The following is a 14,439-nucleotide window of genomic DNA, read 5'->3' on the forward strand; positions in this document are numbered from 1 at the left end:
AATGAAACATTTATGGTTTGAGCGTGGTGCTTACGCTTCAAAAAAAGCACGCCATTACATTGAAAACGACTTTAACCCTGAAAGCATAAAAAAAATCGCGGTTATTAGACACGCTGCACTTGGGGATCAGGTAGTTGTTCGTCCTTTTTTAGTTGAAGCGAGAAAGTTCTTTCCCAACGCTGAAATCACGTTGGTTCCAGTTTCGAACTACATGTACGGTATTCCGAGTGATTTGGTGGATCATGTACATGTTATGCCAGGCAAAGAGCCCGGTAAAACGACACCAGTGAAAGAAAAAATTGAAAACATCAAGCAATTGGGCGAGCAAGACATCATCTTTGATTTAGCCAGCACCAACCGCTCTCACTGGATGACAGCATTGAGCAAAGCTACTTTGAAGTTTGGCTTTCCCTATAAGTGGTATTTCAGCGGCACTCTGTTCAACGTGACTGTTCACCGTTCAGACTTCCAACCAGAAGTTGAATGCATGTTAGATATGCTTAAACTTCTTGGTCATAACCCGTCACACCCTCTAGACTTTGCTTATCCTGACCATAGAGAGTTAGTCGATAAAGAAAAACCTTTTGTACTTTACTTTAATGGCGCATCACAGCTACGTAAGATTTTAACCAAAGAACAAATGCTTGAGGTTCTAGAAAAAGCCGTTCAAGAGAATCCAAATCACACTCATGTTTATTTGGAAGGTAAGAATGACTTTGAAAAAGGTGACTTCTGCCAAGAGCTGCTTAAATACCCTAACTTCAAGATCCAATCTTGCCTGCCACTTGATGAACTTATTGAGCTAACAGCAAAAGCAACATTAATGGTTGCACCAGATACTGGTGTTCGAAATATAGCGATATCCACTCATACACCAACGGTCGGTATTTTCTATGCAACTGTTCCATTCAGGTATACGCCGTTATATGAACGTCACGATATCGTGATGAACGCAGATGGTTCTATACCAACAACAGCGCAAATTACTGATGCAATATCTCATGCTCTGACGAGCGATTAATCAAACTATAACAATTCACCACGAGCTATGACGAACTTTCCAATTCTAGTCGCTAACCGACTTATTCGACTTATCGGCAACATCTTCAAGATGTTGTCATATCCTTTTCATGCATTGTTTCCGAATAAACGCTTTGTTATTCCTTCAATATCAAAGCCTAAAGTCGTCTCCAATCAGCAGACTAAGATTCCCAAAATAATTTGGCAGACGAACTTTTCAGCTCGAAGTGCTTGGCCTGTTTATCTCAACTATTTGTTCAATCGCTTAATGTCACTCGATTATGAATATCGTTATGTGAGTACCGAAGAGCGCGCAGAGTTCATCAAGGCAAACGCATCAGAACGAGTCTACAACGCCTACATGCAACTGAACGATGGTGCCGCACAAGCCGATTTATGGCGCCTTGTGACCATCTATGTACACGGTGGCATTTACATGGATATAGACGCTACCCTCGTTTGGCCTTTAAAGCGTATCCTGCCTACGCGCGAGAATGCTATGTATGTAAAACTGAAAAAGAACCAGCACTACACTAATTTCTTCTTAGCTTCCGCTCCAAACAACCCAGATTATGAAGAAGCAATCAACAAGATTGTGGACAATATAGAGAAACGTTTCATCGAAAAAGGCGTTTACTTCTTAACAGGGCCAATGGTCATCACTGATATTCTAGAAAGTAAACAAGTAGCGTTTAAAGAAAGGAAATACGTTTGTATTCAAGGAACGTTTACCAATGAATACTTCCAATACCTTGATAAACCTAGAAGTAAGTGGACGCATAAAAAACCAGAAGATTTGCTCAAGTGATACGCCTAATTTACACCTGCCTTTTGGTGCTAGCACTACCATTCCTTCTTCCTGGCTTATATAAACGTAAGTTGGGTAAACCATCAGTAGGTAAACGTTGGAAGGAACATTTTGGTGTTACTCCGACGCTACATAATCCAAGTCACAAACCTATCATTTGGGTTCACGCAGTTTCTGTTGGGGAGGTAATAGCGATCTCCCCACTCATGAGAAAACTGAGTGAGCAACACCCAAACACAAAGCTACTCATTACCACAACAACAGCAACAGGGGCGCAACAGGCTTCTAAACTCTGCGATATTGTGGAACATAGGTACATGCCACTTGATTTTCCCTTTGCTGTCAAACGCTTCTTAAAGGTTATCCAACCGCAGCAAATGATCATCGTAGAAACTGAGCTTTGGGCTAACACGTTGACTTGTGTTTCCAGACTCAACATACCGATAACCGTAGTAAATGCCCGTCTATCGGAGAAGTCGTTTCAAGGCTATAAAAAAATACAACCTCTATTCAACTTAATTGCACCTTGCCTACACAAGGTAATCTGCCAACATGAAGATGACGCATCAAGATTCCAAAAGCTAGGAGTTCCTCAAAGCAAGATCTCTGTTTCAGGCTCAATTAAATACGACATTTCAGTATTGCCTGAACAGTTTAGCAAAGCCGAGGAACTAAGGCGGGAGCTTGGCAATAAACGCCCAATTTGGATTGCAGCCAGTACCCATCAGGGAGAAGATGAGAAACTGCTTACCGCACACTCACGCATACTTGAATCTCTTCCTTCTGCTTTGCTAATACTCGTACCTCGCCATCCTGAACGCTTTAATGACGTAATGAACTTAGCAAGTGCAAAGTTTAATACCGTTCGAAGAACAGAGCCGTCTCGTGTTGACGACAACACTCAAGTCTACTTGGCTGATACCATGGGTGAGATGATGGTGTTACTTGGTAGTTGTGATGTCTGTTTTATGGGGGGGAGCCTACTCGGTGACAAAGTTGGAGGGCACAATCTTCTTGAACCTGCAGCCTTAGCAAAGCCAACTCTGATTGGCCCTAGCTACTTCAACTTTGCAGATATTACTAAACAGCTCACTTCTGTTGGAGCATGTAAAGTTGTTGATTCAGAACAAGAGATTGCGCGAGTTTTAGTTGAATTATTCCTTAACCCAGAAGAAATGAAAATGAAAGGCAGCGCCGCTTTAGATGTCGTAGAACGCAATCAGGGAGCGCTAGATTGCACTTTGAATGAAATAGGGAAACTAAAGATATGAGTCTCAAAAAACTGTCGAAGCTTTATCATTACTTCAGATGCGTCCCTAAAACGATTTTCTTCAACTTGTATTACCTACCTATCAAGCAAGCGATCAAATTTCCGATATTGGTTAATCATCGAACCAAGTTCGTAGCGCTAGGCGGTCAAGTGAAGATCCCTAAAACGGCTAAGACCGCTAAAATCAAACTCGGCTTTGGTCGAGTCCAAATCTCTGATAGTAAATACTCTCGATTCATTTGGAACATAAGTAAAGACGGAGTCGTTGAACTGGGCCACCATATAAAAATAGGTACTGGTTCAAAGCTACATGTTCAGGGTCATCTTTCTATTGGGTCTGATAGCAACTTCACTGGTGAAGCAACCATTATCTGCAATAAAGAGATTGCGTTTGGTTCAAGTTCTCTTATTTCTTGGCAAACCCTTTTTATGGACTCTGACTTACATTCCATTACGAACGAACAAGGTGCACAGCTCAATGAGAATCAAACCATTCACTTCGGAGAGAATATATGGGTTGGAGCGCGAGCAACTGTACTTAAAGGCGTCAACATTGGAAGCAATAGCGTCTTATCGAGTGGCGCTGTTGTAACTAAAACATTTCCAGAAAACAGTGTAATCGGTGGAAACCCAGCAAAAGTGATTGCTGATTTTACTGGGAAGAAATTCACGCATTAAAAAGGCTCCAAACGGAGCCTTCTCTTCTATTTCTCAGCTAGCCACAGTTCTGCTAACTCTTTTGCACCTTCATAATTCAAATGGTTGTTATCCAAATACAAAGGAATACCATTCAACTGACTGATACATTTTTCATCGTCACACATAAGCGCAACAATTGGAATGACCTGAACCTGTGGGTATTTTGAAGCAACTTCATCAATTATGCTATTCGCTACAGATTGTCGATGTACCATTTCTTCAATCGGTAAATCACATGACTCGTCTTTCATCCAATCATACGTCATTTTCTTCACTAAACAGTTACTTGGCTTATAGCTGTACGATGGTGCTTGCTCAAACAATACTGGCGTGATTCCGTTATCAATTAGATGTTCTAATGTACGCTCTAAACCTTGCTTCAATGCTCGACGACTATTATCAATAGACTCGGAGTAATCCGTTGAATCCCCTAGAAATACACGGCTGCCTTTTTCACCTATAGCGCGAGTCGTTTCTGAGTACATTGCCCATCGACCGGCAAGAAAAACCATATCAGGTTTAAGCTCTACTATCTTTTTACCAATTTCATCATTTCTTTCGGAACAAGGTTTTTCTGGTGTGCCGTGTTTAATTAGATCTGAACCTAATAAAGGAGGGCACCCCCCCAAGCCACCATACAGTGCAGAGAAACCACTGTCTTGACCTAACACATCGACAAAGCTTCTAAAATGCCCTGCGTGAGAATCGCCCCATACATAAGCATTAATAGGAGCAGTCACATCACCTATTAAATATGGCTCGAAAGGATACGATTCATCAACTTGAGGACGCTCTTGCTTGTCTTGGTCAAACGTATAGGAAGATACCTCGAAGACTTTTTGCACAGGCTCACTAAAGCGGCTTGGATACCCTTCTTTCGCAGCAATATTCTTGGCAACCGTCACAGATAGAGCAATTGGCAGAATGAGATAACATACGTATACCCAACGCTTCTTAATCTGTAGATGTCTCAATGGGTTTTCTACTAACTGCCATGATAAGAACGAAAGTACGATAGTAATCACACCACAGATAAAAGCATCTATTGATGTGAAACCTGAAAAATAATAACGATAAAATGCCAATACAGGCCAGTGCCATAAATAGAGAGAATAAGACAATCGACCAACAAGAACGACGGGCTTCAAGCTCAATACATGTGACGTAATAGTCGTTTTAGACTCTCCCGAAAGAATGATAAAGGCAGATAAGAGCACCACCCAAAGCGCATTAAAGCCAGGAAATACATCACTTTCATCTAAAGAGAAAGACAACCAAACAAGGCCAATCGCGCCTATTACTCCAGCAAGTTGATAGACATGTTTTGACCAAGATACCTTTTTAAGCCGTTTTTGGTATATCGCTACTGCCAACAACGCACCAATCAAAAGTTCAAAAGCCCGACTTTGAATCAAGTAGTACCCAGCCCCGCCATCGATACGAGACAAATACTCTGAATAACCAACTAACCCAATGAAAGCAAAAAGCATTGAAATATTAAACCAACGCGGTGCCAAAAAACGGGTAGCTAAAATAAGAACAACAGGCCAGATAAAGTAAAACTGCTCCTCAATCGCCAGTGACCAAGTATGTAGTAATGGAAGAGTTTCAGATGTAGGAGCAAAGTACCCTGAATTTTTCTCGAAGTAGATGTTCGCAATAAATGAACTTGCATATCTCAAGCTATCCGCAAACCCGACAAAATCATTTGGAGTGTACAACCAATAAGCGAACACTAGGCTCGTTGTAGCAACAAGATAGAATAGCGGTAAGATTCTCTTAATTCGTTTAACATAAAACTGATTAAAAGAAAACTTTTTAGCCAGTACTTGTGGGTAAATGGCAGATGTAATGATGTAGCCTGAGATAACAAAGAACACATCAACGCCAATGAACCCACCAGGGATCCAGTTCGCATTCATGTGAAATAGAATGACCATCAAGACGGCAACAGCTCGAAGGCCATCTATATCTGCTCTGTATTTAATATTACTCACTTGCGTTTAACTCAACCTATTAGCCTACGAACAGTTCATCCCACTGTTCTTGCGTCCAATGAATATTTCGTTTGATGGCTTCCTTCTCAAACGATCTCTTTAATCTATCTAAATTGCTTTTCTTCCAGTCACCACCCGATTGCTGAAAGCATTTGTCGAAATCAATGATCCAAACCTTGTCTTGATCATCAATGAGAATGTTGTGAATGTTCAAGTCGGTGTGATTAACTTGAGCATCGTGCATTTTCTTAATTTCTTGGCCGATTTGTTTGTACATCTCTGCTGGGAGTGGTTTTTCCGTCAAGATAGATACCAAATCTCGAGCGTTAGGAATTTTTTCACTCAATAAGTCAGCTTTGTACGTAAAACCACTCTTCACTGCACGTGCTGCGATTGGCTTAGGCACATTCACGCCAACCTTAATTAAAGTGTTTAAAAGCTGAAACTCTTGATGACTGCGAGTTTGCTCCCAATCAGAAAAGCGATAACTGTCTTCCACTAGCTTGCCAAACAAACCACCACGGCGATAATGGCGCAGCGCCGCCTCGATAGTGTCAGTTTGTACAAACCAAGTTGTGCCTCGGCCTTGAGCGCTGCCTATTACTTTGTCATTTTGCTGCCAAAAGTCTGGGTTGAACACTTGCTTCGGGTCTTCTTTTAGCAAGGTTTCATCATACCAAATCGTCTGGTTATCAAATTGCAAAGTCTTCATGCTCGGCTTTCTCTTAATAAATGCTGCTCGGTATTTTACATTTATTGAGCCTCTCTGCATAATCTTCGCTATTGCTTGTTAAAAGAAATGCTTATGACACTCTTCTCTTCTGCCCCTAAATCTCTCTGTATCTTGCGCCTGTCCGCGATTGGTGATGTGTGCAATACCGTTGCGGCTGTTCAAGCGATTCAACGTCAATGGCCGACAACAGAGATTGTCTGGGTTACAGGAAGGCTCGAAGCAAAACTCATCGAAGATTTATCAGGCATTAAGGTGGTTATCTTTGATAAGAAAGAGGGCTGGCAAGGCTACAAGAGCCTTTGGGCAGAGCTAAAGAGCTACAAATTTGATGCTTTGCTTCATATGCAGTATGCATTTCGAGCCAGTATCGCCACGTTAGGTATTAAAGCAAAATACAAACTCGGTTTTGATGCGGTGCGTAGCCAGGATTTTCAATCTCTGTTTACTAATGTCAAAGTGCCGTCTCCGAACTCTATGCATGTGCTAGATGGTCTGCTAGCGTTTAGTGAAACACTAGGGGTCACTGATATGTCCCCAAGGTGGAAGATTGATTACAGTGAGAGTGATGCAGCATGGGCAGTAAGCAAGTTAGCTACAGATAAGAGTAACTTGGTATTAGTGCCAGCAGCGAGCAAAGCTTATAAGAACTGGACGGCCAATGGCTACGCTCAAACGATCAAACATGCCCACCAATTAGGGTGGAACATTATCCTTGCAGGTAGCCCAGCACAAATTGAAATTGATTTAGCCAATGAAATTAAACAGCTGATCGATATTCCCGTTAGCAACCTCGTAGGGAAAAGTTCGCTAAAAGAGATGTTAGCATTACTCGATAAAGCCGATTTGGTCATTGCACCTGATACCGGACCTGCTCACATGGCGAATGCAGTGAATACCCCAGTCATTGGCTTATATGCTCACCATAACCCTGAGCGCACTGGCCCCTATCAATATCGCCAATATGTCGTTTCTGCGTATGAAGAAGCAATCCAAGCTGAAACAGGCAAACCTTCTAGTGAGCTTAGTTGGCGTACTCGGGTCAAAGATAAGTCCGCTATGCAGCGCATTCAGCCACAGCAAGTTATCGCCATGTTTGATAAAGTAACCACCGAACTCGATTTACATTAAGCTCCGAGAGACTTTAGAGGTATCACAGTGAGTAAACCAACCATTGCCGTCGCACTTATCGTCAAGAACGAAGCGCAGCACCTTAAAGCTTGTTTAGAAACCGTTCACGATTGGGTTGATGAAATCGTAGTACTTGATTCTGGTAGTACCGACAACACCAAAGAGATTGCTAATCAGTTTACTGACAAGTTCTTTGTTAATGAGTCATGGCCTGGATTTGGTCCACAGCGCCGCCTTGCTCAATCTTATGTAGAGTCAGATTATGTGCTTTGGCTTGATGCCGACGAGCGTGTTACGCCAGAGCTGAAAGAGAGTATTCTTAAAGCAGTATCAGAGAATAAACCTGATACGATTTATCAAACAGCACGTTTAAGCTGGGTATTTGGTCGCTACATTCGTCACTGTGGTTGGTATCCAGATCGTGTGCTTCGTTTATACCCAACCAAGCTAACCCAATATAATGACTCGCTGGTACATGAAAAGGTTGAAGTGACCAAAGAGATGAAGGTCGAAAACCTGCAAGGGGACCTGATTCACTTTACCTATAACGATATGAACCACTACTTGGTAAAATCAGCGGGATACGCTAAGGCTTGGGCAGAACAACGTGAGAAGAAAGGCAAGAAGAGCAGTATCTCTCAAGGAATTCTTCACGCTCTAGGCTGCTTTTTGAAGATGTATGTGATTAAGGCTGGCTTCTTAGATGGCAAACAGGGCTTTTTACTGTCCCTGCTCTCTGCGCACTCTACTTTTGTGAAGTATGCCGATCTATGGATTCGGACTGAAACCGAAAAAATGCCCGAAAAGTTTTAGGTTCAACTCAATTTAACAACAAGGCGACCCATTTGGTCGCCTTTGTTTTATTGTAGCTTTTCTGTTGCCCAAGGTTTTAGCTCTACTAATACCTTATCGATATCGATTCTCGCCATATCTTCTTGGCTCGCTTTATCATCTGCTTTGGGCGGACAAAATGCGATGTGATTGCCTTGAGAGTTAATTGGCAGCCAACGTAGTGGTGTTGCCGAACGCTTACTTGGGAAGAACCCTACCGTCGGAACATCAATCGCAGCTGCAATATGCAGTGGGCCAGTCGAGCCTGCAATAAATAGATCAGCGCACGCAATCGAGCATGAAAAGTCCACCAGCCCGTCATTCTTATCATACAAAGCGGCGCTTTTACCTTTCGCTTCGATCATCGCTTTAAGTTCAGCCGCTTTCTCTTCTTCTCCTGGACCAGCGGTTAACACCGTTTCAAACTCGCCTTCTAGACCACAAATGAGGTTTGTGTATTGCGTAAGAGATAAGTTATTGGCTGAGCCGCCACTTCCCGCATGAACGTAAATCCACGGTTTATCCTGACTAATCGATAACTGCTGAGCCAACTTCGCCTTTTGGTGTGCAAGCTGATCTGCAGGGAATGATAGATACGGGGCCACTGGTTCCTGAATCACAATATTCTTATCGGTTAAGAAGGCACGAATCAGATCCAGATTGTATTGGTATTCTGGTTTAGCTGACTGAGAGCGTTTTTGTTTGATACGTTTGTTATAGAAGATTTGCGCTAATTTCGTCGCAGGAGCAAGTCGGTACGGGATCTTTGCTTTCCAAACTAACTTGGCGTTGTAAGAGGTAGAAAACAAATTGATAGAGGCATCAAACTTCTCCGACTTAATCTTCTCATTAAGCAATTTTTGATCGGATTTAGCCGCTTTATCAGTCACATCCACAATCACTTCATCAATCCACGGACAAAGCTCAGCAAGGGCAACCGTATAGTTCGGGACTAGAGCGGTCACTTCACAATCTGGCATTGACTGCTTGAGCATAGCGAAACTCGGCCATGCCAATATAAAGTCACCAATTTTGTCATTACGGACAACTAAAATCTTTTTCATTGCTTGTACCAACTCTCAATCTTTGCTGCCAATAATAACGGCTAAGTTGGGTAAATGTGAGCCTTTTTGTTACCATTGAAAGAGATAGAAGACTTTGAGTATAAAATCGTGAGCCAAAAACGCCTCTCCCGTGTCATTTACCCAGGCACTTTTGATCCTATTACCAACGGACATTTAGACCTTATCGAGCGTGCATCTGACATGTTTGATGAAGTAATCATTGCAGTTGCTGCCAGTCCAAGCAAGAACACCATGTTTACCCTTGATGAGCGTGTCGAGTTTGCCCAGCAAGTGACCAGCCATTTAGATAATGTCACTTCAAAAGGCTTCTCTGGTCTGATGGTTGATTTTGCTAAGCAAGAGCAAGCAAATGTACTAATTCGTGGCTTACGCACCACAGTCGACTTTGAGTATGAATTTGGCTTAACCAATATGTATCGCCGTTTAATGCCAGGCTTAGAAAGCGTCTTCCTAACTCCAGCAGAAGAGCACGCTTTTATCTCATCGACGATTGTGCGAGAAGTTGCGATCCATGGTGGTGATGTAACAAACTTCGTACCCGAAGTGGTCGCCGAAGCACTGAAAACGAAAGCTCATATATAAACGAAGCGGCTCAGTTGGCCGCTTCTTTTACTTCTGACATTCACCACAAAAAAACGTATTTCTTTGCCCTATTTTCTGCTCTGAAATCAAATCACCACAACTTGGGCAAGGCTCTCCCGTTTTGCCATACACTTGCAACTCTTGAGCAAAGTAACCAGGCTTACCATCGGCTTGAGCAAAGTCTTTAAGAGTCGTGCCACCTTGCTTGATGGCGGTATCGAGTACTTGCTTAATCTCACTGACAAGTAGCACCCACTCTTTACTGGTTATCTTGCCCGCTGGGCGAGTGGGGTGAATTCTGGCGCTAAATAAAGACTCATTGGCGTAGATATTTCCTACGCCTACAACCACTTTGTTGTCCATAATGAATTGCTTAACCGCAACACGTTTCCCTTTGGCTTTTTCAGCAATGTAGTCAGCATTAAAGTCATCAGTGAGTGGTTCAGGACCCATCGTACCGAGCGCGGTGTGATTACCATCTTCCGTCCACAACCATGCACCAAAGCGCCTAGGGTCGTTGTAACGCAACACTTTGCCGTTAGTTAGCTTGAGATCAACATGATCATGTTTGGCCGGAGCGATCTCTGCATCTAGTACTCTCAATGAGCCTGACATCCCTAAATGAACAATCGCACTACCGATATCAGTTTCTATCAACAAGTATTTAGCTCGGCGAGAGATATTACGAATCACCTGCCCTTCCATCTGTTTTAATTCTTGGGGAATATCCCAACGCAACTTCGGAGTGCGAAACGTCAGCTTGGCAACGGTCTCTCCAATCAAATGTGGAGAAATACCCATACGGCTGACTTCAACTTCAGGTAATTCAGGCATGACAAGATCCTATAATTTGACTACTCGGGCATAAGATAACGAGGTTCTACTGAGATTGCTATCCACTTATCTTGCCAGTTATTCAATAGCCAAAACTGCGGAGTTTGGTACAAAGTGATCCTTTGTGGCTCCTCTTGGTCGGTATACCACGCTTCAATCGTTTCAGGAGAACCAAGTTGAGGCCTCAGGCTGTCAAAACTCTCTTGACTGACCTCAGTCCCCACCAGTTTTTGCCATCGCTGTACTAATTCAGATTCGGGAATACTACTAGGGATAGAGCTTCGCCAACGTCCTTGATTTTTTTCCAATGACCAATTGGCAAAATGCAGCGCTTGAAGATCTTCACTTGGATTGAGGAGGTAAAGGTGTTGACTAATAACCACTGGCTCATCAATTAGGTAGGTTTTAATTAATGTTGGTAAATTCAACAGACCAATAAAGGCGATAATGCCTAGAATAAGGATATTATTCCAACGTCGGCGACGGGTAGGAGACACACGCATATCATTTCCTTGGCAGGCACTAGCGCCGCTTAAGTATTTAATATGCTGAGTATAAATTGCAGGTAATAAAAAACCCAACCATATTGCTATGATTGGGTTTCAATTCACGCTTCCCGAAGGAAGTTCAAAGAAGAATCAATTACTTGATTTTAGCTTCTTTGTACATAACGTGCTGGCGAACTACTGGATCAAATTTCTTGATCTCAAATTTGCCTGGCATGTTACGCTTGTTCTTATCAGTCGTGTAGAAGTGACCAGTACCTGCAGAAGATACTAGACGGATTTTCTCACGTACGCCTTTCTTTGCCATTGTCTATTTCCTCTTAAACGTTTACGCCGTTTGCACGGATATCAACAAGAACAGCATCGATGCCTTTCTTGTCGATGATACGCATACCTTTAGCAGATAGACGTAGTTTAACAAAACGTTTTTCGCTCTCTACCCAGAAACGATGAGTTTGTAGGTTCGGCAGAAAACGACGCTTAGTAGCATTGCGTGCGTGTGAACGGTTGTTACCCGTTACTGGACGCTTACCAGTTACTTGGCATACTCGTGACATGAATGTCTTCTCCAAAATCGTTTCAGCTCGATATCAACCTTGGTGGCCGAACCTCTCAGTTTCTAAATTAGAAGTTTGAGGTCTTATACCGCTATGGAAACCCATACAAGGCTATCAAAGGTCGCGCATTATACTAACTTGATTAGCATTGCTCAAGACCCGAACAGATCCTTTTTACAGGTTTTCGTGATCTTTTTTAGGCAGAGCTGATGTAAGTACTAAAAAATGTCGGGGGATTGTAGCAGAATTCAGCGAACTCACAACCCAAAATGTGACTTAAATCCAACCACGTTCTGCAAAGGAAACGACTTCGCCGTCTCCAACAACAAAATGGTCAAGCACTCGGATGTCGACCAAAGCCAGCGCATCGCTTATACGGCGGGTGATGCGGCGGTCAGATTGACTTGGCTCTGCCACGCCTGAAGGATGGTTATGCGCCAATATTAATGCCGCGGCATTGTGCTCTAGCGAACGCTTTACCACCTCTCTTGGATACACAGAGGCCGAATCAATCGTGCCTTGGAACAAGAGCTCAGTGCAGATCACCCGATGTTGATTATCTAAAAACAGCACATGAAACTCTTCTCGCTGCTTGTCTCGCAAAATCCCCGAGAGATAAAGCTTGGTCTGTTCAGGGCTCGTTAGTGCATCACCTCGTTTTAACGTCTCAACCAAATAACGCTGGGTCATCTCAAGGGATGCTTGCAACTGAACATATTTTGCGACTCCTAACCCTTTATGCTGACAGAAACTCTCTATGTCGGCAGAAAAGAGCGACCTAAGTGAACCAAATTCCTTAATCAAATGGTCTGATAGTACCAATACGTTCATTCCCTGAGTACCTGTACGAAGAAATATCGCCAGCAACTCTGCGTCGGTCAATGACTGAGGCCCATGAGAAAGTAGCTTTTCTCTCGGCATTGACTCTTTAGGTAGCGCATTCATCCCTTCCTCCTTTGATCGTTAAAGAAGAATAGAGAAATTTACGTTTGAGAATAGACAAGCTAAACAAACCTGAGAGCAGACAAGAACAACGAATGAAAACCTATGTAGAAATAAGATTACCAAACGCTCTATCTATCACTTAGCGCTGGCGCTAGAAACTTTTTCATTAGCCGTGGTATCTTACAGGCAGAAAATTTAAGGAAGATCATCATGCAAACACTCGCAGGCAAAAAGATCCTTTTAGGCATTAGTGGCGGCATCGCTGCGTACAAATGTGCCGAGCTCACTCGACGTTTAATTGAACGTGGCGCGCAGGTCCAAGTGGTCATGACTAAGGCAGCAAAAGAGTTTATTACCCCACTGACCATGCAGGCTGTCTCAGGTAGACCTGTATCAGACAGTTTGTTAGACCCAGCGGCGGAAGCGTCTATGGGCCATATTGAGCTAGCAAAATGGGCCGACCTCGTGTTACTTGCACCTGCAACCGCGGATCTCATTGCGCGCATGAGCGCTGGTATGGGTAACGACTTGCTGACGACTTTAGTTCTAGCGACCGACTCGCCTATCGCAGTCTCTCCCGCGATGAATCAACAGATGTATCGCAACATCGCAACGCAAGAGAATATCGCAACTCTTGAACGCCGTGGGATGCACATCTGGGGGCCTGCCGCTGGAGAGCAAGCGTGTGGTGATGTCGGCCCAGGTCGAATGCTAGAGCCAATGCAACTCGTCGAGCGTTGTGAGCAGTTCTTTGGTGATAAGCCTCTACAAGGTAAGTCAGTACTCATTACCGCAGGTCCAACCCGTGAAGCAATTGATCCTGTGCGCTATATCTCTAACCACAGTTCAGGAAAAATGGGTTTCTCATTAGCGCAAGCGGCCTCCCAGCTCGGTGCCGATGTTACCTTGGTTTCAGGCCCAGTATCGTTAGCAACACCTGCCAACGTAGAGCGTATTAACGTTGATAGTGCACAAGGCATGTACGACAACGTAATGAATAGCGCGGCTCAGCACGATATCTTTATTGCTTGCGCTGCAGTCGCGGATTACCGACCTGAAAACATTGCCGAGCAAAAGATTAAGAAGACTGACGACAGTGACCAAATGACCATTACTATGGTTAAGAATCCAGATATTGTTGCCTCTGTCGCTTCGATGACAGAGTCTCGTCCATTTACCGTAGGGTTTGCTGCCGAGACACAAGACGTTGAGCACTACGCGCGCACCAAGCTGGTGAAAAAGAACTTGGATATGATTTGTGCTAACGACGTCTCAGTTGAAGGACAAGGCTTCAATAGCAACGACAATGCAATCACCATATACTGGAAAGATGGTAAGCAATCACTTACCCTTGCTTCCAAACAACAAATTGCGTCGCAGATCGTCCTGACTATTGCAGAAAAACTCAACGCTTAAGCTTATCTATAACAAGTAAAGCGCCCAA

Annotated in this window: 16 protein-coding genes; 8 read left to right on the forward strand and 8 right to left on the reverse strand. The window is 43.4% G+C overall.

Annotated elements, in window-relative coordinates; all coding sequences use genetic code 11:
* Position 1 precedes the first annotated feature (1 nt).
* Genes F0231_RS13875 through F0231_RS13890 form a run of 4 tightly spaced genes read left to right on the forward strand, consistent with a single transcriptional unit; the run spans position 2 to position 3,776 of the window.
* Positions 2-1,021: a glycosyltransferase family 9 protein gene (locus F0231_RS13875; RefSeq protein ID WP_171760303.1), complete on the forward strand. Its 1,020-nt coding sequence runs from the start codon at positions 2-4 to the stop codon at positions 1,019-1,021.
* Between the two features lie 27 nt (positions 1,022-1,048).
* Positions 1,049-1,828 (forward strand): glycosyltransferase family 32 protein, encoded by a 780-nt coding sequence (locus F0231_RS13880; protein ID WP_171760304.1) that lies wholly within the window; start codon positions 1,049-1,051, stop codon positions 1,826-1,828.
* On the forward strand, positions 1,825-3,099 hold the full coding sequence (gene waaA / locus F0231_RS13885) for a lipid IV(A) 3-deoxy-D-manno-octulosonic acid transferase (RefSeq protein WP_171760305.1): 1,275 nt from the start codon (positions 1,825-1,827) through the stop codon (positions 3,097-3,099). The genes F0231_RS13880 and waaA overlap by 4 nt, the downstream gene beginning before the upstream one ends.
* Complete coding sequence (locus F0231_RS13890; protein WP_171760306.1) at positions 3,096-3,776, forward strand: DapH/DapD/GlmU-related protein; 681 nt, start codon at positions 3,096-3,098, stop codon at positions 3,774-3,776. Before waaA ends, F0231_RS13890 begins: the two co-directional genes overlap by 4 nt.
* 26 nt (positions 3,777-3,802) lie before the next feature.
* Here F0231_RS13890 and F0231_RS21240 read toward each other — a convergent pair whose 3' ends face one another.
* Together F0231_RS21240 and F0231_RS13900 are read right to left on the reverse strand one after the other, a co-directional pair.
* Positions 3,803-5,794 carry an SGNH hydrolase domain-containing protein gene (locus F0231_RS21240; RefSeq protein ID WP_171760307.1) on the reverse strand — a complete coding sequence of 664 codons (1,992 nt, stop codon included), beginning with the start codon at positions 5,792-5,794 and terminating at the stop codon, positions 3,803-3,805.
* Positions 5,795-5,813: 19 nt separating this feature from the next.
* Positions 5,814-6,506 (reverse strand): 3-deoxy-D-manno-octulosonic acid kinase, encoded by a 693-nt coding sequence (locus F0231_RS13900; RefSeq protein ID WP_171760308.1) that lies wholly within the window; start codon positions 6,504-6,506, stop codon positions 5,814-5,816.
* 93 nt (positions 6,507-6,599) lie between these two features.
* Between F0231_RS13900 and F0231_RS13905 the strand changes: the two genes are divergently transcribed.
* Together F0231_RS13905 and F0231_RS13910 are read left to right on the forward strand one after the other, a co-directional pair.
* Positions 6,600-7,655, forward strand: coding sequence for a glycosyltransferase family 9 protein (locus F0231_RS13905; RefSeq protein WP_171760309.1), 1,056 nt, complete (start codon positions 6,600-6,602; stop codon positions 7,653-7,655).
* Positions 7,656-7,676: 21 nt separating this feature from the next.
* Positions 7,677-8,468 (forward strand): glycosyltransferase family 2 protein, encoded by a 792-nt coding sequence (locus F0231_RS13910; protein WP_171760365.1) that lies wholly within the window; start codon positions 7,677-7,679, stop codon positions 8,466-8,468.
* A 47-nt stretch (positions 8,469-8,515) separates the two neighbouring features.
* On the opposite strand, the gene F0231_RS13915 is transcribed toward F0231_RS13910, so the two are convergent.
* Complete coding sequence (locus F0231_RS13915) at positions 8,516-9,550, reverse strand: glycosyltransferase family 9 protein (protein ID WP_171760310.1); 1,035 nt, start codon at positions 9,548-9,550, stop codon at positions 8,516-8,518.
* A gap of 108 nt (positions 9,551-9,658) precedes the next feature.
* On the opposite strand from F0231_RS13915, the gene coaD reads away from it, so the two are divergent.
* Positions 9,659-10,153: a pantetheine-phosphate adenylyltransferase gene (coaD, locus tag F0231_RS13920; RefSeq protein ID WP_171760311.1), complete on the forward strand. Its 495-nt coding sequence runs from the start codon at positions 9,659-9,661 to the stop codon at positions 10,151-10,153.
* A 27-nt stretch (positions 10,154-10,180) separates the two neighbouring features.
* Here coaD and mutM read toward each other — a convergent pair whose 3' ends face one another.
* The 5 genes from mutM to radC form a co-directional block, all read right to left on the reverse strand.
* Positions 10,181-10,987: a bifunctional DNA-formamidopyrimidine glycosylase/DNA-(apurinic or apyrimidinic site) lyase gene (mutM, locus tag F0231_RS13925; protein ID WP_171760312.1), complete on the reverse strand. Its 807-nt coding sequence runs from the start codon at positions 10,985-10,987 to the stop codon at positions 10,181-10,183.
* A gap of 20 nt (positions 10,988-11,007) precedes the next feature.
* Positions 11,008-11,490 (reverse strand): hypothetical protein, encoded by a 483-nt coding sequence (locus tag F0231_RS13930; protein ID WP_171760313.1) that lies wholly within the window; start codon positions 11,488-11,490, stop codon positions 11,008-11,010.
* Positions 11,491-11,629: 139 nt separating this feature from the next.
* Complete coding sequence (gene rpmG / locus F0231_RS13935) at positions 11,630-11,800, reverse strand: 50S ribosomal protein L33 (RefSeq protein WP_004410866.1); 171 nt, start codon at positions 11,798-11,800, stop codon at positions 11,630-11,632.
* Between the two features lie 13 nt (positions 11,801-11,813).
* Positions 11,814-12,050 carry a 50S ribosomal protein L28 gene (gene rpmB, locus F0231_RS13940; RefSeq protein ID WP_004743834.1) on the reverse strand — a complete coding sequence of 79 codons (237 nt, stop codon included), beginning with the start codon at positions 12,048-12,050 and terminating at the stop codon, positions 11,814-11,816.
* Positions 12,051-12,326: 276 nt separating this feature from the next.
* The gene (gene radC, locus F0231_RS13945) at positions 12,327-12,995 is read right to left on the reverse strand and encodes a DNA repair protein RadC (RefSeq protein ID WP_171760314.1); all 669 of its coding nucleotides are present in this window, start codon (positions 12,993-12,995) and stop codon (positions 12,327-12,329) included.
* 210 nt (positions 12,996-13,205) lie between these two features.
* Between radC and coaBC the strand changes: the two genes are divergently transcribed.
* Positions 13,206-14,411 (forward strand): bifunctional phosphopantothenoylcysteine decarboxylase/phosphopantothenate--cysteine ligase CoaBC, encoded by a 1,206-nt coding sequence (coaBC, locus tag F0231_RS13950; protein WP_171760315.1) that lies wholly within the window; start codon positions 13,206-13,208, stop codon positions 14,409-14,411.
* Positions 14,412-14,439: the final 28 nt, after the last annotated feature.

The organism is Vibrio sp. RE86 (assembly GCF_013114545.1).
GTDB lineage: Bacteria > Pseudomonadota > Gammaproteobacteria > Enterobacterales > Vibrionaceae > Vibrio.

What these genes read in the sequence shown, in the direction of transcription:
- F0231_RS13875 (WP_171760303.1), top strand. Translation starts at nt 2, where the DNA reads ATGAAACATTTATGGTTTGAGCGTGGTGCTTACGCTTCAAAAAAAGCA.
- F0231_RS13880 (WP_171760304.1), top strand. Translation starts at nt 1,049, where the DNA reads ATGACGAACTTTCCAATTCTAGTCGCTAACCGACTTATTCGACTTATC.
- F0231_RS13890 (WP_171760306.1), top strand. Translation starts at nt 3,096, where the DNA reads ATGAGTCTCAAAAAACTGTCGAAGCTTTATCATTACTTCAGATGCGTC.
- F0231_RS13900 (WP_171760308.1), bottom strand. Translation starts at nt 6,506, where the DNA reads ATGAAGACTTTGCAATTTGATAACCAGACGATTTGGTATGATGAAACC.
- F0231_RS13905 (WP_171760309.1), top strand. Translation starts at nt 6,600, where the DNA reads ATGACACTCTTCTCTTCTGCCCCTAAATCTCTCTGTATCTTGCGCCTG.
- F0231_RS13915 (WP_171760310.1), bottom strand. Translation starts at nt 9,550, where the DNA reads ATGAAAAAGATTTTAGTTGTCCGTAATGACAAAATTGGTGACTTTATA.
- mutM (WP_171760312.1), bottom strand. Translation starts at nt 10,987, where the DNA reads ATGCCTGAATTACCTGAAGTTGAAGTCAGCCGTATGGGTATTTCTCCA.
- F0231_RS13930 (WP_171760313.1), bottom strand. Translation starts at nt 11,490, where the DNA reads ATGCGTGTGTCTCCTACCCGTCGCCGACGTTGGAATAATATCCTTATT.
- rpmG (WP_004410866.1), bottom strand. Translation starts at nt 11,800, where the DNA reads ATGGCAAAGAAAGGCGTACGTGAGAAAATCCGTCTAGTATCTTCTGCA.
- rpmB (WP_004743834.1), bottom strand. Translation starts at nt 12,050, where the DNA reads ATGTCACGAGTATGCCAAGTAACTGGTAAGCGTCCAGTAACGGGTAAC.
- radC (WP_171760314.1), bottom strand. Translation starts at nt 12,995, where the DNA reads ATGAATGCGCTACCTAAAGAGTCAATGCCGAGAGAAAAGCTACTTTCT.
- coaBC (WP_171760315.1), top strand. Translation starts at nt 13,206, where the DNA reads ATGCAAACACTCGCAGGCAAAAAGATCCTTTTAGGCATTAGTGGCGGC.